Annotated in this window: 20 protein-coding genes and 1 pseudogene; 13 read left to right on the forward strand and 8 right to left on the reverse strand. The window is 37.8% G+C overall.

Annotated features, from left to right (window positions below):
• Positions 1-139: 139 nt before the first annotated feature.
• From AAHI02_RS08665 to AAHI02_RS08690, 6 genes are all read left to right on the forward strand, one after another.
• Positions 140-1414, forward strand: coding sequence for an acetyl-CoA hydrolase/transferase C-terminal domain-containing protein (locus AAHI02_RS08665; RefSeq protein WP_346986293.1), 1275 nt, complete (start codon positions 140-142; stop codon positions 1412-1414).
• A gap of 114 nt (positions 1415-1528) precedes the next feature.
• On the forward strand, positions 1529-2659 hold the full coding sequence (gene hppD, locus AAHI02_RS08670) for a 4-hydroxyphenylpyruvate dioxygenase (protein ID WP_346986294.1): 1131 nt from the start codon (positions 1529-1531) through the stop codon (positions 2657-2659).
• A 69-nt stretch (positions 2660-2728) separates the two neighbouring features.
• Complete coding sequence (locus AAHI02_RS08675) at positions 2729-3199, forward strand: hypothetical protein (protein WP_346986295.1); 471 nt, start codon at positions 2729-2731, stop codon at positions 3197-3199.
• A gap of 122 nt (positions 3200-3321) precedes the next feature.
• Complete coding sequence (fahA, locus tag AAHI02_RS08680; RefSeq protein WP_346986296.1) at positions 3322-4572, forward strand: fumarylacetoacetase; 1251 nt, start codon at positions 3322-3324, stop codon at positions 4570-4572.
• A gap of 101 nt (positions 4573-4673) precedes the next feature.
• Complete coding sequence (locus AAHI02_RS08685) at positions 4674-5084, forward strand: GxxExxY protein (protein WP_346986297.1); 411 nt, start codon at positions 4674-4676, stop codon at positions 5082-5084.
• A 97-nt stretch (positions 5085-5181) separates the two neighbouring features.
• Complete coding sequence (locus AAHI02_RS08690) at positions 5182-6003, forward strand: flavin reductase family protein (RefSeq protein WP_346986298.1); 822 nt, start codon at positions 5182-5184, stop codon at positions 6001-6003.
• A 69-nt stretch (positions 6004-6072) separates the two neighbouring features.
• On the opposite strand, the gene AAHI02_RS08695 is transcribed toward AAHI02_RS08690, so the two are convergent.
• Positions 6073-6921, reverse strand: a complete 849-nt coding sequence (locus AAHI02_RS08695; RefSeq protein WP_346986299.1) for an alpha/beta fold hydrolase — start codon at positions 6919-6921, stop codon at positions 6073-6075.
• A gap of 88 nt (positions 6922-7009) precedes the next feature.
• Between AAHI02_RS08695 and AAHI02_RS08700 the strand changes: the two genes are divergently transcribed.
• The 4 genes from AAHI02_RS08700 to AAHI02_RS08715 all read left to right on the forward strand — a co-directional run bounded on the left by AAHI02_RS08700 (position 7010) and on the right by AAHI02_RS08715 (position 10650).
• Entirely contained in the window at positions 7010-7783 is a 774-nt protein-coding gene (locus tag AAHI02_RS08700; RefSeq protein ID WP_346986300.1) for a HipA family kinase, read from the forward strand.
• Positions 7770-8153, forward strand: a complete 384-nt coding sequence (locus AAHI02_RS08705; RefSeq protein ID WP_346986301.1) for a DUF3037 domain-containing protein — start codon at positions 7770-7772, stop codon at positions 8151-8153. Before AAHI02_RS08700 ends, AAHI02_RS08705 begins: the two co-directional genes overlap by 14 nt.
• A gap of 277 nt (positions 8154-8430) precedes the next feature.
• Positions 8431-9453 (forward strand): alpha/beta hydrolase, encoded by a 1023-nt coding sequence (locus AAHI02_RS08710; RefSeq protein WP_346986302.1) that lies wholly within the window; start codon positions 8431-8433, stop codon positions 9451-9453.
• A 105-nt stretch (positions 9454-9558) separates the two neighbouring features.
• On the forward strand, positions 9559-10650 hold the full coding sequence (locus AAHI02_RS08715; RefSeq protein ID WP_346986303.1) for a serine hydrolase: 1092 nt from the start codon (positions 9559-9561) through the stop codon (positions 10648-10650).
• A gap of 56 nt (positions 10651-10706) precedes the next feature.
• On the opposite strand, the gene AAHI02_RS08720 is transcribed toward AAHI02_RS08715, so the two are convergent.
• The 4 genes from AAHI02_RS08720 to AAHI02_RS08735 all read right to left on the reverse strand — a co-directional run bounded on the left by AAHI02_RS08720 (position 10707) and on the right by AAHI02_RS08735 (position 16595).
• A complete protein-coding gene (locus AAHI02_RS08720; protein WP_346986304.1) occupies positions 10707-11525 on the reverse strand; it encodes an alpha/beta hydrolase in 819 nt (272 codons plus the stop codon).
• A 176-nt stretch (positions 11526-11701) separates the two neighbouring features.
• On the reverse strand, positions 11702-14035 hold the full coding sequence (locus tag AAHI02_RS08725) for a UvrD-helicase domain-containing protein (protein WP_346986305.1): 2334 nt from the start codon (positions 14033-14035) through the stop codon (positions 11702-11704).
• 324 nt (positions 14036-14359) lie between these two features.
• On the reverse strand, positions 14360-14728 hold the full coding sequence (locus AAHI02_RS08730) for a response regulator (protein ID WP_346986306.1): 369 nt from the start codon (positions 14726-14728) through the stop codon (positions 14360-14362).
• 10 nt (positions 14729-14738) lie between these two features.
• Positions 14739-16595, reverse strand: a complete 1857-nt coding sequence (locus AAHI02_RS08735) for an ATP-binding protein (RefSeq protein ID WP_346986307.1) — start codon at positions 16593-16595, stop codon at positions 14739-14741.
• 179 nt (positions 16596-16774) lie between these two features.
• Between AAHI02_RS08735 and AAHI02_RS08740 the strand changes: the two genes are divergently transcribed.
• The 3 genes and pseudogenes from AAHI02_RS08740 to secG all read left to right on the forward strand — a co-directional run bounded on the left by AAHI02_RS08740 (position 16775) and on the right by secG (position 20674).
• Positions 16775-18088 (forward strand): pitrilysin family protein, encoded by a 1314-nt coding sequence (locus tag AAHI02_RS08740; RefSeq protein WP_346986308.1) that lies wholly within the window; start codon positions 16775-16777, stop codon positions 18086-18088.
• Positions 18089-18137: 49 nt separating this feature from the next.
• Positions 18138-20184 (forward strand): annotated as a pseudogene (locus tag AAHI02_RS08745) (pitrilysin family protein).
• A 133-nt stretch (positions 20185-20317) separates the two neighbouring features.
• Entirely contained in the window at positions 20318-20674 is a 357-nt protein-coding gene (gene secG / locus AAHI02_RS08750; protein WP_346986309.1) for a preprotein translocase subunit SecG, read from the forward strand.
• A gap of 89 nt (positions 20675-20763) precedes the next feature.
• On the opposite strand, the gene AAHI02_RS08755 is transcribed toward secG, so the two are convergent.
• Genes AAHI02_RS08755 through AAHI02_RS08765 form a run of 3 tightly spaced genes read right to left on the reverse strand, consistent with a single transcriptional unit; the run spans position 20764 to position 22923 of the window.
• Positions 20764-21126: a hypothetical protein gene (locus tag AAHI02_RS08755; RefSeq protein WP_346986310.1), complete on the reverse strand. Its 363-nt coding sequence runs from the start codon at positions 21124-21126 to the stop codon at positions 20764-20766.
• 22 nt (positions 21127-21148) lie between these two features.
• On the reverse strand, positions 21149-21793 hold the full coding sequence (locus AAHI02_RS08760; protein WP_346986311.1) for a hypothetical protein: 645 nt from the start codon (positions 21791-21793) through the stop codon (positions 21149-21151).
• Positions 21790-22923, reverse strand: coding sequence for an NAD-dependent epimerase/dehydratase family protein (locus AAHI02_RS08765; RefSeq protein WP_346986312.1), 1134 nt, complete (start codon positions 22921-22923; stop codon positions 21790-21792). The genes AAHI02_RS08760 and AAHI02_RS08765 overlap by 4 nt, the downstream gene beginning before the upstream one ends.
• Positions 22924-22925: the final 2 nt, after the last annotated feature.

The following is a 22925-nucleotide window of genomic DNA, read 5'->3' on the forward strand; positions in this document are numbered from 1 at the left end:
TAAAGAAACCGAATCCGATAGATTCGGTTTTTTATTGCTCATTTCCTGCCAAACATGATAAAAATCTTTGGGTATTTGGTCTTAATAAAAACAATATAAGCTATCTTTAAATCACAGAAAAAAATATAAAAAATTCAGTATGTATAATTATATAAGTGCAGAAGAAGCAATTTATACCATTAAAAGCGGAAACCGCGTATTTTTTCACGGAAGTGCATGTACTCCCAATTACCTGATCGACGAACTTGCAAGACAGTCTCACCGCCTGGAAAATGTAGAAATGGTTTCCATAACACAGCAGGGAAATGTTGAAATTGCAAAACCTCAGTATAAAGATAAATTTTTCGTCAATTCATTATTTGTTTCTTCACCTGTAAGAGATGCCGTAAATTCCGACAGAGGAGATTTTGTCCCTGTTTTTTTAAGTGAGATCCCTATTCTTTTCAGAAAAAATATTTTACCGTTGGATGTTGCTTTAATTACCGTTTCTCCACCGGATAAGCATGGTTTCTGTACCTTGGGAACTTCCGTAGATGTTGCCAGAGCTGCAGTAGATACTGCGAAAATAATTGTTGCCATCGTCAATCCTTTAATGCCGAGAACTCACGGAGACGGAATGATTCACATCAGCAAAATCAACAAGTTGGTTTGGCACGAAGAAGAGCTTCAAACAGTGGATTACGGCGCAAAAGTAGGTCCTGAAGAAATGGAAGTAGGGAAAAATGTAGCAGAACTCATTGAAGACAGATCCACTTTACAGATGGGTATCGGGACGATTCCTGATGCGGTTTTAAAATGTTTAGGAAATCACAAAGATCTGGGAGTTCATACGGAAATGCTGAGCGACGGTGTTGTTGATTTAATCCAAAATGATGTGATCAATAATAAATATAAAGGATACAACGATAACAAAACCATCACCAGTTTTTGTTTCGGAACACGGAAACTTTATGATTATGTCGATGACAATACGGTATTTTCCTTCGATGATGTAAGCACAGTAAACTTCCCGATCAATATTATGCGGAATAAAAAAATGGTTGCCATCAATTCAGCCATTGAAATAGATCTCACCGGACAGGTTTGTGCAGATTCCATCGGAACGATGCAGTATAGCGGAATCGGCGGGCAGATGGATTTTATGAGAGGCGCCGCGTTAAGTGAAGATGGAAAACCGATCATTGCGATCACTTCCAGAACAAAAAAAGGAATTTCCAGAATAGTACCTTATCTTAAACCGGGAGCCGGAGTCGTTACAACAAGAGGGCATATCCACTGGGTTGTTACTGAATACGGAACGGCTTATTTGTATGGTAAAAATCTAAAGCAAAGAGCGCAGGAACTCATCAGCATTGCACATCCTGATGACAGAGAAATGCTGGAAAGAGCAGCGTATGAGAGATTCAAACATTAAATGACATTATTTTATGCTTATTTACAGCTTACCTAACGTTTGTTTGTTAATATTTTTCGTATTAGGGAGAAATTCGTAATTTGCATGCAATAATATAAAAGTAAAAATAGAAATATGTCAACACTTACATTTGCCGAAAAAATTGCTCAAGCAGAGAATTTTTTGCCGATTAACGGTACGGATTACATTGAGTTCTATGTAGGAAATGCAAAACAGGCTGCGCATTATTATAAAACCGCTTTCGGTTTCCAGTCTGTAGCGTATGCCGGTCCTGAAACAGGAGTGAGAGATCGCGCTTCATACGTTCTTCAGCAGGGGAAAATCAGATTGGTGCTTACCACAGGATTGAAGTCTGATTCGCCTATTAATGAACACGTAAAGAAACACGGTGACGGAGTGAAGATTTTGGCACTTTGGGTGGATGACGCTTACAAAGCATTTGAAGAAACGACAAACAGAGGAGGTAAACCTTATCTGGAACCGGTAACTTTAACCGATGAAAATGGTGAAGTAAGAATGTCCGGAATCTATACCTACGGAGAGACGATTCATATGTTTATTGAAAGAAAAAATTATACAGGTTCTTTCATGCCGGGCTACGAAAAATGGGAAAGCGCATATAATCCGGAAGAAACAGGATTATTATATGTAGACCACTGTGTAGGAAATGTAGACTGGAACAGAATGATCCCGACTGTAGAATGGTACGAAAAAGTAATGGGATTCGTGAACATCCTTTCTTTCGACGATAAACAGATCAACACAGAATATTCTGCTTTGATGTCTAAAGTAATGTCAAACGGAAACGGATACGCAAAATTCCCAATCAATGAGCCTGCAGAAGGTAAAAAGAAATCTCAGGTAGAAGAATATCTTGATTTCTATGAAGGAGAAGGGGTACAGCACATCGCCGTTGCGACAAAAGATATCATCCATACGGTGAGTGAGCTGAAAAAACGTGGCGTTGAATTCCTTTCCGCTCCACCGGAGGCTTATTACGATATGGTTCCTGAAAGAGTGGGACATATTGATGAAGATATTAAGAAACTTCAGGACTTAGGCATCCTTATTGATCATGATGAAGAAGGGTATTTATTACAGATATTTACAAAACCTGTGGAAGACCGCCCTACTCTTTTCTTTGAAATCATTGAAAGACACGGCGCACAAAGCTTTGGGGCCGGAAATTTTAAAGCTTTATTTGAAGCTTTGGAAAGAGAGCAGGAAAGAAGAGGAAATCTTTAATTTTAACAACAATAATAAGTTTTGTCAGGATCAAAAGTCTTGACAAAACTTTTTTTTAAACACATCATTATGAAGAAAACATTTTTAGGAGTTTTATTTGTCGGAGCAATATTCACTGCGAAAGCTCAATACGGAACAATGGACCAGATCCTTACCCGGCTCGAAGAACGTTCGGGAGTCAACCAGAATCTGGAATCTGTAAATATTGACAATAAAAAATTTGTTTTCATCAAAGATGAAGCAGACCATACAGAACGTGATTTTATTGTAATTAAAGGAAACAAAGCTACTTATGTGGAAGTTTTCGACGATAAAAAAACCGGACAAAGCAGTTCCAATGTATTTTCAGGAGATATCATCAGAAAGAAAAATATTATTTCTTTAAGAGCCGATATGCTTGAGAATAAAAAAGTTCCGATTCCGCTTACCAAAACCTTACTGCTGACCAAACAGGATAATATTCTGTATCTGATTGACGTCAATACAAAAGCAAGATGGATTGACGAACAGGCATTTTCTAAGGTTAAAACTAAAAAGTAAATTTATTTCTAAACACTAAAGCATAAAACCCTTCACAAACTGCGATATTGTATGTCTTTTTTATTCATATAAATATCAGGTGATTTGTGAATAATAGCTAACAAATTAAATACTAAAAAATTATGAAATCATTTGTAGAATATTCAGCAGATTCAGATTTTTCAATACATAATATTCCTTTTGGAGTTGCCGTTTTCAATAAAGAATATATTGGTTGCTGTACAAGGATCGGAGATCAGATCGTAGACCTTGCAACGCTTTACGATTTTGGCTACTTTGAAGAAATCGAAGGTTTAATTGACAATGTATTTGAAGCTTACACCCTAAACGAATTCATTGAACTTGGGAAACCGATAACCAATGCTGTACGCCTGAAAATTCAGGAATTATTGCAGGAGGATTCTATTCTGTCGAAAGATGAAAAAACGATTGAAGAAGCTTTCTATGATCTGGATAAAGTAAAAATGATGATGCCTGTACACATCCCGAATTACACAGATTTCTACAGCAGCATCGAACATGCCACCAACGTTGGGAAAATGTTCAGAGATCCGGACAATGCTTTACTACCAAACTGGAAACATCTTCCTGTCGGCTATCACGGAAGAGCTTCATCAATAGTCGTTTCAGGAACGGAAATCAACCGTCCGAAAGGTCAGATGAAACCTGCAGATGTTGAAAAACCGATTTTCGGACCTTGCAAACAATTGGATTTTGAACTGGAAATGGCATTTATCATCAACAAGAATACTGAGATGGGCGAAAGTATTTCTACCAAAGAAGCAGAAGATGCCATCTTCGGAATGGTCGTTTTCAACGACTGGTCTGCGAGAGATATCCAATCTTGGGAATACGTTCCATTGGGACCATTTCTAGCAAAAAACTTTGGATCATCTGTGTCACCATGGGTAGTTACCCTCGAAGCACTGGAGCCTTTCAGAACATCTTCTCCTACGCAGGATCCTGAAGTATTGGATTATTTAAAATTTGAAGGGGATAAAAATTACGATATCAACCTTGAAGTATATATTCAACCTGAAAACGGAGATCAAAACCTTATTTCAGAAAGTAATTACAAGCACATGTATTGGAACATGACGCAGCAACTCGCGCATCACACCGTAAATGGCTGCAATGTGGAAGTTGGCGACATGTACGCCAGCGGAACCATCTCAGGAAGCCATCCTAAGTCTTTCGGTTCTATGCTTGAACTTACCTGGAGGGGTCAAAATCCTATCACTTTAAGCAACGGAGAAGAAAGAAAATTCATTGAAGACAACGACACCGTAACCATGAAAGCATGGGCTGAAAAAGACGGGATAAGAGTTGGTTTCGGTGAAGTTTCCGGTAAAATTATTCCTGCAAACAGCTAAAACGATATCAATTAACACATAAGTCACAGAGAGAATTTTTCTAAGTACGTTTAAAAAGAACACATAAGAATGAAAATCAAAGATTTTCAGATGATTTAGATATGGAACTTACTAAAAAGTACATTAATGAACTCACCTATAAAATAATTGGAGCCTGTATTGAAGTTCATAAAATAGTCGGTCCTGGTCTTTATGAAGATATTTATCATAAATGCTTGGAGAAAGAGCTTGATTTGCTTAAAATAAAGTATCAAAGTGAATTGGAAATCCCACTTTTTTACAAAGATTTAAATATTAACTGTAAAGTAAAATGTGATTTTCTGATTGAAAATGCAATTGTTTTAGAAATTAAATCCGTTGAACAACTACACAAAATTCATAAAGCACAAACAATGAATTATATGAATTTGCTGAAAGCTCCAAAATCTATATTAATTAACTTCAATGTTTATAATTTATACAATGAGGGAACTGAAACATTTGTGGGAAAAAGCTTTGAAAAACTCATTTAATGAAAATCTTTGATTTTCGCTCTGATGTGTTCTAAAATATTTTCAACGTGTAATAATCTAAATCTAATGTGACTCATGTGTTAAAAGAATAAAAAAAATGAAAACACTCATCCCATCCGAAATAACTCCCGTGCAGCTACAGACCGTAATGCAGACAGCAATCTCGCCGAGGCCTATTGCGTTAGCTTCCACGATTGATAAAAATGGCAACAGCAATTTATCGCCGTTCAGCTTTTTTAATATGTTCAGCACCGTGCCTCCTATTTTGATCTTTTCTCCATCGAGAAGAGTGCGCGACAATACGACAAAACATACCCTGGAAAACATCCTGCAAGTCCCTGAAGTTGTAATAGGAACAGTAAATTTCCCGATTGTTCAGCAGATTTCATTAGCGTCTACCGAATATGGTGACGGTGTGAATGAATTCATCAAATCGGGGCTGACTATGAAAGATGCAGATCTCATTCAGCCTAAATTAATTGAAGAATGTCCGGTAAATTTTGAATGCAGAGTTTTAGAAGTAAAACCATTAGGTGATCAGGGCGGTGCTGGAAATCTAGTAATTTGTGAAGTGCAGAAAATTCATATTAAAGAAGAATATCTGAATGAAGAAGGAAATCTCGATCAGACAAAGTTGGATATGGTGGCCCGACTCGGAAGCAACTGGTATTCAAGGAATAATGAAAATAATCTTTTTGAGGTTCCAAAACCATTGGTAACAAAAGGTATCGGATTCGATCTTCTTCCTGAACAGATTAAATTCAGTAAAGTATTTACAGGAAATGATCTGGGAATGCTGGCGAATGTAGAAGTTCTGCCTGAAGGAGATTTTCATGCAGACGAAACCGTTCATAAGAATGCACAGCAGCTCCTTTTGGAAAGCAAAATTGATGAAGCCTGGAAAGTGTTAATTAAATAAATTGGATGGAAGATGGCAATTATTTGGAAACCTTAATTTTATAGTTTCAAAACTTCCATCTTCCATCCTTTACTCATTAACAATCTTTTCTTTAATAAATTTAATTGACCGGTCAACCGCATCCTCTAAATCTTTTGGAAGCACTTCTTTTTCCCAGGGCTCCTTTGCTCCAAAAGTATGATCTGCATTTTCTATTAAATAAAGTTCCGAATTCGGGTGCAAAAGATGAAGATGTTCCGCATTTTTCACACTTACGCTTTCATCATACGTTCCATGAATGATCAGAAAATGAGCTTTAGCCATTTCTGTCGCTCTCTCCACATCAAACCGGTGAATGTCTCTTTCATAATTTTCATACAACTGAAAATAATGTGGCATTTCTTGCTTTGTCCGTCCGTTTATAACATAGTAAACTCCTTCATTTTTCCATTGTTCAAAAGCTTCATTTTTTGGAAAACGATCCAGCGTATCAACACTGGCAAAAGTGATCAACCCATTAATCCTCTCATCTTCATAGGTTTTAATGATAGAAATCCCGCCTCCTCTGCTATGTCCGATGACAATGATTTTATGATCATCAACTTTCTCATGTTTACTAAAATAATCGATCACAGCTCCAAGATCAGAAAGTTCTTTTGAATAATTATTGTTTCCGAACGCTTCCAGATCAGCAAAATTATGAGGATCTTCTATTGTAGTTCCGTTATGTGAAAAGTTAAATTTAACGAAGAAAAATCCTGCTTCTGCAAACCTTTCCGCCAGTAAGTTCCATGCACCCCAGTCTTTATACCCTTTATAACCGTGAACAAAAATAATAAGCGGCAGCTTTTCTCCTTCTTCAGGATAAAATGCATCGGCGAGAAAATCTTTGGTTTCAGGATTTGAAATGATAATATTTTGTTTTCTTGTGATATTCATATTTACTTTATTTTAAAATCAAATTGATTTTCACTTAAAAATATCAAAAATAGAAATAAACACAAAGTAAAAACCTTATTTTTGCTTCATGTTGGATTTAAGAACGGTAACCGTAGTGCGTTACATTCTGCCGCTTCGTGAGGGAGGTTCTCTTCCCGCTTTGGCAGAAGCTGATGATGATTTTAAATATGTTTTAAAATTTCGTGGCGCCGGTCATGGAGTTAAAATGTTGATCTCAGAACTTTTAGGTGGAAAAATTACAGAAGCGCTGGGATTAAAAATTCCTGAACTGGTTTTTGTAAATCTTGATGTCGATTTCGGAAGAACCGAAGCCGATGAAGAAATTCAGGATCTGCTGAAATTTTCTGAAGGCCTGAATCTCGGCCTGCATTATCTATCCGAATCAATTGCCTATGACCCAAGCGTAAAGATAGATCCGCTTCTGGCTTCAAAGATCGTATGGCTGGATACATTTATCACCAATATCGACCGTACTTTTAAAAACACCAACCTCCTGATGTGGCATAAAGAACTTTGGGTAATTGACAATGGTGCTTCATTCTACTTCCATCATTCATGGCAAAATTTTGATACTGCGGCGAAAACACCTTTCAAATATGTAAAAGACCACGTTCTTCTTCCGCAAGCTGCAAAGCTGGATGAAGCCGACCGGTTTGCAAAAGAGGTTTTAAATGAAAACATATTCAGGGAAATTGTCAATCTGATTCCTGAAGACTGGCTGCATTGGAACGACGCTGATGAGAGTCCCGAAGAAATTCGCGATATCTATTTTAATTTCCTGAAAACAAGACTGGAAAATTCTGAAATCTTTTTAAACGAAGCCAAAAATGCAAGAGGATAAAATTTACGAATACGCTGTGATACGATTGGTTCCGAAGGTTGAAAGAGAAGAGTTTTTCAACATCGGTCTGGTGATGTTTTCAAAGAGAGAGAAATTTATCAAAGTCGGGTTTTATTTATGTCCTGATAAATTTAAACTGATGAGAAGCAAGCTCGATTACGATGATATTATCCAGAACCTTGAAAGCTTTCAAAAAATCGCAAATGGTGATAAAGATGGCGGTCCCATTGCTCAGCTTGAAATTCCCGAGCGTTTCCGTTGGCTTACTGCGGTAAGAAGCTCTGTGATACAGACGTCCAGACCTCATCCCGGCAAATCGAAAGATCTCGACAAAACTTTCGAAAAGCTTTTTGAAGAGCTTATTCTTTAACAAAAAGAATGTTTAAAACTTTTTTATTTAACCACAAAAGAATCACAAAAGATTAGAAAGTTCTATCTTAAGAAATTTTTATAAAAGAAAAAGCTAACAATAGTTTTTAAAAATCTTTGATTTTTGTTCTTTTGAAAGCTTTGATTAGCTAATAAAACTTTTTAAACTTATCTTTTGTGACTTTTGTGGTTAAATTTAATATTAGTTCAAACAGGTGAATGTTTGGTAAAGTTTTTGAGGGGTTTGAAAATGAAAAAACTCAGCAAAAATTTATTCTATGAAATTTTCTACGAACAATAAATTAATGGACAGGTTTATGATAAACCTGTTTTTTATTTTCTTTTTAGGTATATTTAATTTCGGGTATTCACAGGATTTACCGGAGATGAAAACTCCTCCGAGCACCCTTCTTCCTGAAAAAACGGCTTTTTCCAAAAACATTACATACAAAACAAATTCATCTGGCAGCCCGGTCAGCCTGGATATTTATAAACCTAAAATTTCAGTTTCCGGAAAGTTGCCGGTTGTGATTTATGTACATGGCGGAGCCTGGGCAAAAGGAGATAAAACAGTGAGAGCCGATAATTATATCGAAAGTTTCATTTTAAAATTAGTTGAAAAAAACTTTGCTGTTATCAGTATCGATTATACTTTAGTAAGCGATAAGATTCATTTTCCTTCACCGATCGAGGATACTAAAGATGCGGTAAGATGGGTACGTAAAAATGCAGAAAAATATAATTTTGACCCTTATAATATTGGATATTTCGGAGTATCTTCAGGGGCCCATCTTTCACTACTTGCTGCTTATACCAATGATAATGATTTTGCCGGCAGTTCTGAACTTTCAGCCTATTCGGCTAAAGTGAATTATGTGGTGGATAATTTTGGTCCGACCGATCTTAATAAACTCCTGCACACCAGATTAGGAAAAGTTCCGGTGGCTATTGTCGGGTTGTTTTTTAAGCCTATCGTAGAAATCAGGGAAAAGCTGGTCTTCGGGATTTCGGGCTACAGCATCAAAACAGAAAAAAGAAAAGCGATTGATTATCTTGAAACGGTTTCTCCTATCAATGATGTTGAAAATGGAGTTCCGACTTTCATCCTGCACGGAAACAAAGATAAAGTCGCCCCTTTAAAACATTCTAAAAAACTGGCGAGAAAGCTCAAAAAAGAAAATATAGAAGCAACATTAGTTGTCGTAAAAGACGGTGTACACGGGTTTGGGGCAACAGATAAAGCCTACTTAGATCAGCTTACGGATGAAATGGTAAACTTTATTATGATGCATAAAAAGTAATCTGCATCAATTACTGAATATTCACATTTATCATCTTTTTACTATTTTAAATTTAACTAAACGGAAATTAACATATCCAAAAGCTACAATTTAAAACTAATTTAGATGAAATTGAAAACTCTACTGTTTTTTTATGCATGTATTACTTTAATTACCTGCAGCTCTGAAGATTCTACAGAAGGAAATTCCCAGAACGAAAATCCCGTCTCTGCAGAAGCCATATATTTTCCGCCATCAGATAGTGATATCTGGGAAATCAAATCTATTTCTTCATTAGGATGGCACCAGGATAAAGTCCAGGATTTACTGACTTATCTCCAGTCAAAAAATTCTAAAAGTTTTATGATTCTTCAAAACGGAAGAATTGTTATGGAAAATTATTTTTCCGGACATACAGCAACATCGCCATGGTATTGGGCAAGTGCCGGGAAAACATTAACCTCTGCCGTTACAGGAATTGCCGAGCAGGAAGGCTATTTAAATATCAATAATAAAGTTTCCGACTATATCGGAACAGGATGGACAAGCGCTCCTTTAGCCAAAGAAAACTTAATCACCTGTAAAAATCTGCTCACTATGACTTCCGGACTGGATGACAGCCTGGGCGATGATGTAAGCCCCGGCAATTTAAAATATAAAGCTGATGCCGGAACCAGATGGGCATATCATAATGTATATGTCAAACTACAGGATGTTGTAGCGGCTGCCACAGCACAAACGTGGACACAATATTTCAACTCTAAGTTAAGAGATAAGATCGGGATGACTGGAAGTTGGATCCAAAGCGGTAACAACAGCGTTTATTGGAGTACCACCAGAAGTATGGCACGGTTTGGATTAATGGCTTTAAACAACGGCAACTGGAACGGCAGTCAAATTATCAATACGGCTTATTTTCAAAATGCAGTCAACACTTCCCAAAACATCAATCTGGCTTATGGATATCTTTGGTGGCTGAACGGAAAATCGAGCTACCATTTGCCACAGACACAGTTTCAGTTTAGCGGAAAGCTGATTCCCAACGCACCGGATGATATGTATTGCGCATTGGGAAAAAATGACCAGAAAATTTATGTAGTTCCCAGTAAAAAGCTTGTGATCATAAGAATGGGCGATGCTGCAGATAATGTGAATCCTGCCTTATCTGATTTTGATGATGTTTTATGGCAAAAAATAAATGCAGTGATCAATCAATAAAAATTAACTACCTTACAAAATCTGTAAAGTGGTTTTTATTTATAATGAAATATAGATTATTTTTTCAGCTTCTCAACTCTCTTTATTTCATTGAGCAATAATGGAAATGCAGGTTGTGCCATTCCTCCGTGATCGAAACCCTGAAGCTCGTATAACGTTGTTTCTTTATGACCTTTCAGCTTCATCATTCTGGCCATGTAGGCATTTTCTTCATATCTGCCCAATAGTTCTTTTTCGCGGTCGCCGGTAATTAACAATAATGGCGGAGCGTCTGCTCTTATAAAATGAAGCGGTGCCATATCATCTATTCTGGCATCCAGCTCATCAATACCTTTTTCTTTTCTTGCGGTAAAATGGGAAATCATCTGTCCGCTGAAGGGAACAATTGCCGCTAATTGATCGGCATCGATTCCGTATTTTTTAAGATACATTTTATTTAAACCAACCATAATGGCGAGATAACCTCCCGCAGAGTGGCCCGAGATAAAGATCTTATTTTCATCTCCGCCATACTTTTTGATATTGTTGAAAACCCAGGCCGTAGCCGCTGTAGCGTCTTCAATATATTTCGGAGCGTTTACTTTTGGGGAAAGTCTGTAATTAACGCCAATCACTGCAATCCCCTTATTTTTTAAAGCTTCAGGAATTTCTTTTTGTCCACCTGTTAAACCTCCGCCATGAAACCAGATCACTGTCGGAAAATTTTTCACATTTTTAGGAACATACACATCCAGGACGCATCTTTCGTTGATGTAAGCATCTGATGCATTTGTTTTGTTGTCATAATAATGGATATTTTGGATCGTATTGTATTCCTGAGAAAGTAACGGTAGTGAGAATACGGTGATTATTAAAAATATAAGAATCCTTTTCATTGTAAAACTTTTAGGGCTAAGATACGAAATCTGTATTTTCCCACAGCTGCCACAGATTTCACAGATGGAAAAAGATATGCTCAATCTCCAAAATCTGCGAGCGTAAAAGAACTCCCGCGGATTATGCTAAATAACGCAGATCAGGATGCATATCTAAAAGTAATCTGTAGGGAAATTTAAATCTTCGTGAGTTTAGCATATTTTAAAATCAAATTTTTCTCGCCTTCATGCATGAAAACTACCTTTGCTTTTATATTCTGAGGGTCGGTTCCGTCGAGGAACGTTACTTCTCCGACTCCGAAGCGGTCGTGTCTCACTTTATCGCCCACTTCAATGTCCTGCGAAGAGGCGCCGCTCGGATTAATGATTTTTGCAGTGCTTACAGGTTTTAGTTTTCTCGGTTCGGCAACAGGCTTTGAATTTTCGCTTCTTTCAATGGTTTTCTTTTCAACCTTTTTAAAACTTTTCATTTCGGAAGGATGCTCATCAAAAATGTTTGACCTTAATCCTGCATTATTGATAAAACGTTTTTCAATAGCCGGGTTTACAAATTCGATATATTCATCATCAATTTCACTTAAGAATCTTGATGGTTCCGCGTCTGTAATTTTTCCCCATTGGAAACGTGAAATCGCATAGGAGAAAAATACCTGCTTTTCTGCTCTTGTCAACGCTACGTAGAAAAGGCGTCTTTCTTCTTCAAGATCTTCTCTCGTGGCAGAACTCATAAAGCTTGGGAAAAGATTTTCTTCCAGACCCACCAAATGTACGACCGGAAATTCAAGACCTTTTGAAAGGTGAATGGTCATTAACGAAACCATATCCTCTTCATTATTCTTATCCTGCGTATCTGCAGAAAGCGCAATATTTTCAAGGAAATTCGGTAGACTAGGATCTCCGTCTTCCAACTGCATCTGCTCTTCGATGAATCCCTGCATCGAGTTCATCAATTCCTGAACGTTTTCTACACGGGAAATTCCTTCCGGAGTCTGGTCGTCTTTTAAAAATTTAATCAGTCCGCTTCTTTTTGCCACTTCCATTGCTACATTGTAAGCCGTTTCCGTTTTGAGCAACACCTGAAATGCTTTGATCATCGACCAGAAATCGTTCAGTTTATTTAAAACTCCATTGTTAAAGCCTAAATGAGGAGCATACATCGGAAGGCTATCCAATACTTTCGAAACCGAAACATTCTGAGCATCAGCAAATACCACCAATTTATTCTGAGTCGTCTCACCGATCCCTCTTGTAGGATAATTAATGATTCGCATTAACGCTTCCGAATCGTTTTCATTGACCAAAAGTCTCAGATACGCAATCAGATCTTTTACTTCCTTCCTCTGATAGAAAGATAAACCTCCGTACACTTTATACGGAATATTTTTACGTCTCAGGGCATCTTCAAAAGCACGTGTCTGCGAATTGGTACGGTACAGAATGGCAAAATCGCTGTATTTTCTCTGTTCGCGGTTCCGGGTTTCCCAGATATTTCCTGCAACGAAATTCGCTTCATCCGCATCAGAAAGGGAACGGTAGACTTTGATCTTCTCCCCTTCTTCATTCTCACTGAAAACATTTTTCTTAAACTGCTGAAGGTTTTTGGCGATCACCACATTAGCCGCATTCACGATATTCTGGGTAGAACGGTAATTTTGCTCCAGAGAAACCGTTACGGCATCAGGATAATCTTTTTTAAAGTTTAAAATATTATAGATATTGGCGCCACGGAAAGAGTAAATAGACTGTGCGTCATCTCCCACCACGCATATATTTTCAAATTTTGATGCCAGCGCTTTTACAATAAGATACTGCGAATGGTTGGTATCCTGGTACTCATCCACCAGAATATATCTGAATCTGTCCTGGTATTTGGCCAGTACTTCAGGAAAGCGGGTCAGCAGTTCATTGGTTTTTAACAATAAATCATCAAAATCCATAGATCCGTTTTTGAAGCACTGCTCAACATATCGTTGGTAGATCTGTCCGATGAACTTCATATTGGCTTTTTCGTCAGCCTCCATAAGCTCGGGATTGGCGTAGTAAGCCTTTACGGTAATGAGATTATTTTTATAGGTAGAAATTCTTGCCTGAACTTTTTTAGGTTTGTAAAGATCGGCATCGATATTCATGTCTTTGAGTACTTTTTTAATGACATTCAGGGCATCCTGCTGATCATAGATGGTAAAATTGGAAGGATATCCCAGATAATGAGCCTCCCCTCTTAGGATTCTTGCAAAAACCGAGTGGAAAGTTCCCATCCAGAGGCTTCTTGCATTACTTTGCCCCACGACTTTGGCGATACGTTCCTTCATTTCTTTTGCCGCCTTGTTGGTAAAGGTTAAGGCTAAAATATTAAAAGGATCCACTCCATTGGTGATGAGGTGCGCGATACGCATAGTAAGCACACGTGTCTTCCCGGAACCCGCTCCTGCGAGAACCATTAATGGTCCCTGTAATGTGGTAACGGCTTCAAATTGTGATTCATTCAGTCCTTTCAGATAATCCTCCATGCGACAAAAAATTTTTGGGAACACAAAATTAGTGTATTATATGGAGAATTCAAACTTTGGTCTTGCGTTGTTTTGGCAGAAATATTTTCCGGTCTTCCGGAAAGCTTGCTGCACCCCTGCAACAGGTTTTCTGGTAACCCGGAAAAGTTGCCGCACCCTTGCAACGAACTTTCTGGTGTTCCGGAAAGTTTGTTGCACCCTAGTAAATGATTTTCCGGAAGCCGGGAAAAGTTGTCGCACGGTTGCATGAAGTTTTCCGGGAATAATTTTATTTTACTTTTTAAAATAAAAAAACCGACAGAGAACTGCCGGTGTTATGTAAAATTATTTTAAATAATGCCTTATTCTTTCTACCATATCGCCCAGATCAAAAGGCTTAGCGATAAATTCATTCGCTCCGGCATCGATTGCTGACTGCTCCAGTCCGCGGCTTGCCGACATGATCAGTACGGGTATATCCTGAAAATTCTCGTGCGCTTTGATGAGTTTGCAGAAATCTCTTCCGTCTTCCCCGGACAGCCACATATCCATTAAAATAACATCCGGTTTTTTATCGGGGTCAAGGGCATTATACATTTCTGAACCTTTGTAAAATTTGGAAACTTCAAATCCTTCAAAATCCAACATCATTTCAATAGAGTCAACAATCGCAGGACTGTCGTCTACTACCATAATTTTTGCAGCATTAGACATGGTAAAAACTTTATTTTTTATTCTTGGGGATTCTGAAACAAAAATCAGACCCTTTTCCTTCCGCAGACGAAACAAAAATCTTCCCACCAGTCCTTTTTATAATTTCGGATGAGATATAAAGGCCAAGGCCGAGCCCCGGAAAGGTATAATCTTTTGACGTGCTGATCCGGTAATACTGCTCAAAAACCTTCGACTGCTGTTCTTCCGGAATCCCAATGCCAAAATCTCTGACATTAAACTGAGCATCATTCCCATTCAAAGAGGTAGAAATATGCACCTGATCTGCTTCCGGCGAATATTTGATTGCATTGCTGATGAGGTTGGCCATCACCTGTGAGATCCTGTGGCGGTCTGCAAACACCTCTCCGACCTTGCTTGTTTTACTTACAAAAAGCTTATGCCTTGAAGTCATCTGTTGCTCTTCTACCACTTCATCTACCAGCTTATCAAAATCAAAATACGATTCGTTCAGCTGAATCTGCCCTTTCTGTATTTTGGTAACATCCAGCAGTTCGTTGATAAGACCTGTAAGCAGATCAATCTGGTAATCCATTCTTCTGGCTACTTCTGCATTTTTAGGATCACCCGCTTTTTCGAGATTTGTTTTAATGAATTGGGTATATAATTTAAGGCTGGTAAGTGGTGTTTTAAGCTCATGGCTGGCAATACCGAGAAAATTATCTTTCTGTGTTTCGAGTTGCTTGAATTCATCAATGTCGGTAAAAGTCCCTGTCCATTGTTTCACTTCTCCGTTTTCAGAAAAATTAGGAACAGCTCTTCCCAGAAACCATCGGTAGGTTCCTTTATGATTAGGATTTTCAAGCTCATATTCCATGACGAAAGGAGTTTTTGCGCTTACACATTCTTCCCAGATTCTATCGATATTTTCGACAGCTTCCGGCCGCATCATTCTTTTTACAAGTTTGGTTTGATTTTCATTGGCTGTTGAACCGGTATATTTGTACCAGCTGTCATTCATATACGTGATCTCTCCTTTGTCATCGCAGGTCCAGACAAACTGAGGCATAGAATCTGCGAGATCCCGGAATTTCTTTTCCCTTTCCTGAATTTCTTTCCGTGCCATTACAAGATCTGTAACATCCACGGCCATATTGAGGATAGCATATACCTCACCATCAGAATTTTTCAGGGGTTTATATGAAAAATTATAATAGAATGTCTGAAGCTTTCCATCCACCACAAGGTCTACTTTATCTTCTTTTGCGGCATAGGTTTCACCGGTTTTAAAAATATTTTTGAGAATACCAATAAACGGCTGGCCTTCCAACTCGGGAAGAGCATCTTCTAGTTTCATATTAATAACCGACGGGCTTTTACCCCATGTTCTCAGCATTTTTTCATTGGCAAATTCTATATAGAGATCTTCTGTACTATATATCGCAATAGAATAATCGGATTTTTTAATGAGATCTTCAAAACGGTATTCACTGTCTTTCCATCTTCTTTCTGAAACTACCTGATCGGTAACTTCCGTAGCCACAATACTTACTCCGATGATCTTTTTATCATCATTGTAAACAGGGGCATAAATAAAATTAAAGAAATGTTCTTCATATTTGCCGTATTTTTCAAGAAATACAGACCATTTGTTTCCGTTAAAAATTTCTCCGTGGTGATAAACACTTTTAAAAATATCTAAAAAACCCTGAGATGTTATTTCAGGAAGAACTTCAAACAGCGGTTTTCCGATAACGGAAGCATCTCTTCCCCAAAGTTCCAGCATCTGCGGATTAGCACTGTGAATACAGTAATCGTCGCCAATGACTAAAGATACGGCCACAGGCGCCTGACTGAACAGCGTAATAAGAGAATCGTGGGAAATGTTTTGCTCTAAAAAGCTTTTCATTCTTTATTGTTTTATCGTGTAAAAATAATTCATATTCTGAACAGAATAAAATTAAACAATACCACACAGAGGGTATTTTTTAAATAAATATACAACTTTTGATCTCAAAAAAAATTATGTTGAAAGATTGTAACAATTAAAGTAAATTTGGCACTAATTGACAAAACAATTTCTACTTTATGAAAAAGCGACTTCTTTCGGTTGCTGCAGCGGCTTTCTTCGGAATGGCTCTGAATGCACAACAAATTAAATTTGAAGAGTATGACTTACCAAACGGTCTTCACGTAATCCTTCATCAGGACAATTCGGCACCGGTTGTAACGACAGGTGTGATGTACCATGTGGGTGCAAAGGATGAAGTAAAAGGGAGAACAGGTTTCGCCCACTTCTTCGAGCATCTTTTATTTGAAGGAACACCCAATATCAAAAGAGGTGACTGGTTCAAAATAGTTTCTTCAAACGGAGGACAAAACAACGCGAACACCACAAACGACAGAACGTATTATTACGAAACTTTCCCATCAAACAATGAACAGCTGGGTCTTTGGATGGAAGCTGAAAGAATGCGTCATGCCGTAATCAACCAAATTGGTGTTGATACTCAGAGAGAGGTTGTAAAAGAAGAGAAAAGATTAAGAATGGACAACCAACCTTATGGAAATCTGTTCACTACCATTCAAAAAAATCTGTTCACGAATCACCCGTACAACTGGCCTACGATCGGTTCTATGGAAGATCTGAACTCTGCAAAACTGGAAGAATTCCAGGCTTTCTATAAAAAATATTACGTTCCGAATAATGCTACTTTAGTTGTCGCAGGAGATATCAAGCCTGAAGAGACTAAAAAATGGATCCAGGAATATTACGGGGGAATTCCAAAAGGAACGGTTTACCCTAAAAACTTCCCTAAAGATACTCCTATCACTCAGGAAAAAGAGGTAACGGCTACAGATCCGAACATTCAGCTTCCGGCTTATGTTTTTGCATACAGAACTCCGGGTAACAAAGAGAAAGACGCTTATATTTTAGATATGCTTTCTTCTTACCTGAGCAGCGGAAAATCTTCTGTTTTATACAAGAAATTGGTAGATCAGGATAAAAAAGCATTGCAGGTAGCTGCTTTCAACCAAGGGCTTGAAGATTACGGAATTTTCGCATTCTTCGCGATTCCGATGGGACAGACTACAAAAGCAACTTTACAGGCTGACATTGATGCTGAGATCAAAAAACTTCAGACGACTTTGATTTCCGAAGAAGATTATCAAAAACTTCAGAACCAGTTTGAGAACCAGTTTGTAAACGCGAACTCAAGTATCCAGGGTATTGCTGCTTCACTGGCAACCAATCACGTTTTGATGGGAAATACAAATCTTATCAACAAAGAACTTGACATTTACAGATCTATCACAAGACAGGATCTTCAGAATGCTGCTAAAAAGTATCTTAATTCCAACCAAAGAATAATCATCAATTACGTACCTGAAAAAAAGTAGTCAACTGATATAGGTTATAATATTGATTATTAACATTAAATTTTTACAAATGAAAAAGCAATTAACATATATAGCTGCAGCGTTTTTCTTCACAGGAATGGTTTCAGCACAAAAAATTGATCTTAACGCAATGCCGAAGCCGGGGCCGACTCCTGCTATCAACATTGCGAAACCTAAAACATTCCAGCTGAGCAATGGTCTTACAGTAATGGTTGTAGAAAACAACAAACTTCCAAGAGTAAGCGCCAGCCTTTCTATGGACAGACCTCCGTATTATGAAGGAAACGTAGTGGGAGTAAGCGAAATCATGGCGGAACAGTTCGAAAACGGAACAACCAACATGAGTAAGGACGATTTCAACAAAAAAAGTTGATTATCTTGGCGCTAATCTTAATTTTTCTTCAAACGGTGCTGCTGCAAATGCACTTTCAAAATATTTTCCTCAGGTGTTAAGTTTAATGGCTGACGCTATTATCAATCCTAAATTTTCTGCTAAAGAAATTGAAGATTCTAAAGAAAGAGCCATCGAAGGTTTAAAATCTGAAGAAAAAAATGCATCTTCTATTGCATCAAGAGTTTCCAACGCTTTGATGTATGGTAAAAATACTTCAAGAGGAGAATTTGAAACCGTTGAATCTATCAGCAAAATCCAATTAGCTGATGTTCAAAATACATATAAAAAATACTACGCTCCTGACAATGCTTATCTGGTAATCGTAGGAGACGTAAAATTCGACAAGGTAAAACCTATGATCGAAAAAGCATTCGGCGGATGGAAAAAAGCCAACACCCCCATCACTCCTGTTGAGCCTGCTGCCAACGTAGCTGCTACAGAAATTGATGTTGTTGACGTGCCTAGCGCAGTACAGTCTGTAGTTTCCGTAAACAACCTGAATACTTTGAAAATGAAGGATCCGAACTACTTCGCTGCTACTATTGCCAACTACATTCTTGGAGGTGGCGGTGAAGCGAGACTTTTCATGAACCTTCGTGAGAAAAACGGATTTACGTACGGCGCTTATTCCAACATGAGTGCAAGCAAATATTCTCCGCAATTCTCTGCCAGTGCAAGTGTAAGAAATGAGGTAACGGATAAAGCGGTTAAAGAATTTATGAATGAGCTTAATGCAATTTCTACCGTAAAACCTGAAGAACTGGAAAATGCTAAAGCTAAACTGAAAGGATCTTTCATTATGTCTCTTGAGCAGCCTGCAACGATTGCAAGATTTGCCTTAAACCAAAAAGTTCAGGACCTTCCGGATGACTTCTACACCAATTATCTTAAATCGATCGATAAAGTAACTGCCGCTGACGTTTCGAGCGCTGTGAATTCTACCATCTATCCAGGAAAAAGCAGAATTTTCATCGCTGGTAAGGCCTCTGATATTTCTGAAGGCTTGGAAAAATTAGGTTATCCTGTAAAATATTACGATAAAGATGCAAATCCGGTAGCAAAACCGACAGCACAGAAAGTAGACGCCAGCGTAACAGTGGCTTCCATCGCAGATAAATATATCAATGCCATTGGAGGAAAAGCTAATGTTGATAAGATTTCTTCTTACACAATAAACGCTTCAATGTCTATGCAGGGACAGAATATCGATTTTAAGATCGTAAAAGCTCAGGGTGGAAAAGAACTCACTATGGTTACCGCTATGGGACAGGTAGTTCAGAAGCAGGTATTTGATGGAAAAACAGGATATTCTGAACAAATGGGACAAAAAGTACCTATGAAAGCAGACGAGATTGCTGACAAACAAAAAAATACACAGCTTTTTGAAGAATTAGGCTTTGCTAAGTCAGCAGATTACAAACTTGCAGGAATTGAAAAAGTAGGCGGTGAAGATTCTTACGTGATAAAAGGAGGAGATACGACTTACTATTACAGCGTAAAAACAGGATTGAAAACCGGAGAAACAGAAACGATAAAAGCTCAGGGACAAGAAATGACTGTTCCTACGGTATATTCAGATTATAAAGATGTTGCAGGAGTGAAAATGCCATATACTATTTCCGTAAACCAAATGGGAATGGATATGACCATGAAAGTGAAATCTTACGAAGTAAATCAGGCTAAGGATTCTGATTTTAAATAAGACTTTCTTACTTTATAAAGAAAACGGCAACAAATGTTGCCGTTTTTTATTTTTATCAGATATTTGATCACATCTTTCTTTGCTGTTCAGTAAAAAAAGATTAAATTTGCCCATTCAAAAAGATATCAAATTAATGGATTCTATATTTATACTATTGATGGTTCTTATTATGATCGCCAGTATCCTTCTGGTAATCATCGTTATGGCTCAAAACCCGAAAGGAGGAGGCCTTTCCAGTACATTTGGAGGTGCGTCTTCTGCTCAGTTTGGGGTACAGAGAACCAACGACTTCATGGAAAAAGCAACATGGACTTTAGGAGCGACAATTATCGTTCTTATTCTTTTAAGCGTTGTTATTACTGGTAAACCTTCTGCAGCACCGGTACCGGTTCCTGCATCTAAAGAAGCTCCGGCTAAGCAATCTGCGGTACCTGCGAATACCACAGCGCCAGCTACGACCCCGGTTCAGACTCCTGCACCGACGAAATAAGCAAATAATATTTTTACATAATGAAAGCAACTCAAATTTGAGTTGCTTTTTATTTTTTCTAATCGTATCGACGAATTGAATCTCTATTATTATTTTCTAAAGGAATTCCAATAATCATCCTGCGCATCCCCGAAAAGACAATCTATAAAGGAATTCAGAGACATTTTATACAAAATATCCTGGTCTATTTCCTTACCATCTGTTTTAAAAAAATCGGGATTCAGCTGTATATTTTCCCGATCGATCACCAAAACATTATCCGGAGAATAAAAGGGATAGTGTATGATATCCGAATTCGTAGTAATAAGTTTCCTTCCCGAAGCTAAAACCTCAAAAGTCCTGATCGTAAGCCCGTTCTGGAAGGGTTTATTGATATCAACAACCGATTTCGTTTTTCTGTAAAAATCAATGATCTGCTGATGATTCAGTTTTTCGAAACTTACTTTTGCCATGTCAAACTGCTTTAAATTTTTGTCAATGATCTTTTTTTAATCTGAAAGCTATTTTGCCCATCGCATAATAATAAAAATAAGATTTGAGCCCAAACTTGTCGGCAACGTCACGGATTTTCTCACCTACAATATACCGGTCTGTATGGGCGCTTCCGATAAATACTATGTCATAGGCCGAAGCTTCGGAACGCTGATTCAGGTTTTTGTATTCATCCAGATAAAAAAGTGGACGGAAATTCATATCGTAAGTAACCGAATCACGATATTCAAAGGTAAATTTTTTATCGAAATATTTAAGATGATCAATCAGGTCAGGATACTCTGTCAGAGGATCAAAATTATAGTAGATCATTTCCATTTCAGGATTGCTTTCCTTTATCTTTTTCAGGAAAAAAGAAGGTGTCGCCTCACCTTTAATTAACAAGAAATAATCATATTTTTTATTTCGGGTCTCATTTAAGATACGGTCGTAATAAGCATTTATTTTTAAATGATAAAACTTTTTATTAAGGCGTACGATTCCCTTGGAAAAATTGGAGTTGGAAGGCCTTTCGTCGTAAAAATCAACCTCAGCACCGAGATCAGAAAGTCTTTTTGCTATGGCTTTTTCATAATTAAAAAAACTTACTGATAAGAAAAGTATTTTTTTACCATTTAAATCGATCATTTTAAAAGTCCTTTTACTTTCATTTCATCAAGAGATTCCTTGAATTTCACATCCTGAATATTCTGCTGTAATACCCAATTGGTAAATTTTGACATCCCTTCTTCAAAAGATATCTTCGGTTGGAAGTTCAGTTTTGATTTAATCTTACTGATATCCGCAAAATTATGCCTGATATCTCCCAACCGGAACTGTCCGGAGACATTGATCTCAAAATCTACATTATAAAACCTTTTCAGATTTTCTGCCACTGTGGTTACTGATGTGGAAACACCTGTTCCTACATTGAAAATTTCTCCGTTTGCAGCATCGTTTTCAATACATTTCACTGTAGCTTCCACGGCATCATTGACATGGATAAAATCCCGTGACTCGTTTCCATCTTCAAAAACATTGATATCATTTCCATTAAGAATTTGCGAAGAAAATATAGATAAAATACCGGTGTAAGGGTTCAACAGTGACTGTCCCTCACCATACACATTCTGAAATCTCACCGCAACCGGTGCAACGCCCATAGAAGAACAGGCTGTCATCACCATTTGCTCCTGTGCATATTTTGTAATTCCGTAGATTGACGTAGGATGTATTTTCGATTCTTCATCGGTCGGCAAAGCGCGCAGCATCTGCCCGTCGGGATAAATGATCTCGAAAATACCGTTGCGCATTTCTTCTACATTTCTCGGTTTGGGATAAATAAGTCCCAGCTCAGGATGAAGGTATTTCCCTTCACCATATACCGCCCTGGAAGAAGCAATTACTACTTTTTTTACGTTATGCGGCTTATTGACCAGAAGATCGAGCATCATTGCTGTTCCGGAAACATTCACTTCTGTGTACTTTTCGATCTGGTACATTGATTGTCCGGTTCCCGTTTCGGCAGCAAGATGTACAATTACCTCCTGTCCTTCAATCGCTTTTTCCCAATCCTGGAAATTGACAACGTCTCCTTTGATAAAATTTACCTTACCTAAAATACTTCTGTACAAGGGAGAATCTTCTTCAGGATTGTCCCCGTGAATCTGGCAGGAAAGATTATCCATAACCGTAACGTCATATCCTTTTCTTTTCAGTTCCAAAGACAATTTACTGCCGATAAACCCGGCTCCTCCAGTGATAAGTATTTTCTGCATAC

The sequence above is a fragment of the Chryseobacterium sp. POE27 genome (genome assembly GCF_039727685.1).
Lineage (GTDB): Bacteria > Bacteroidota > Bacteroidia > Flavobacteriales > Weeksellaceae > Chryseobacterium.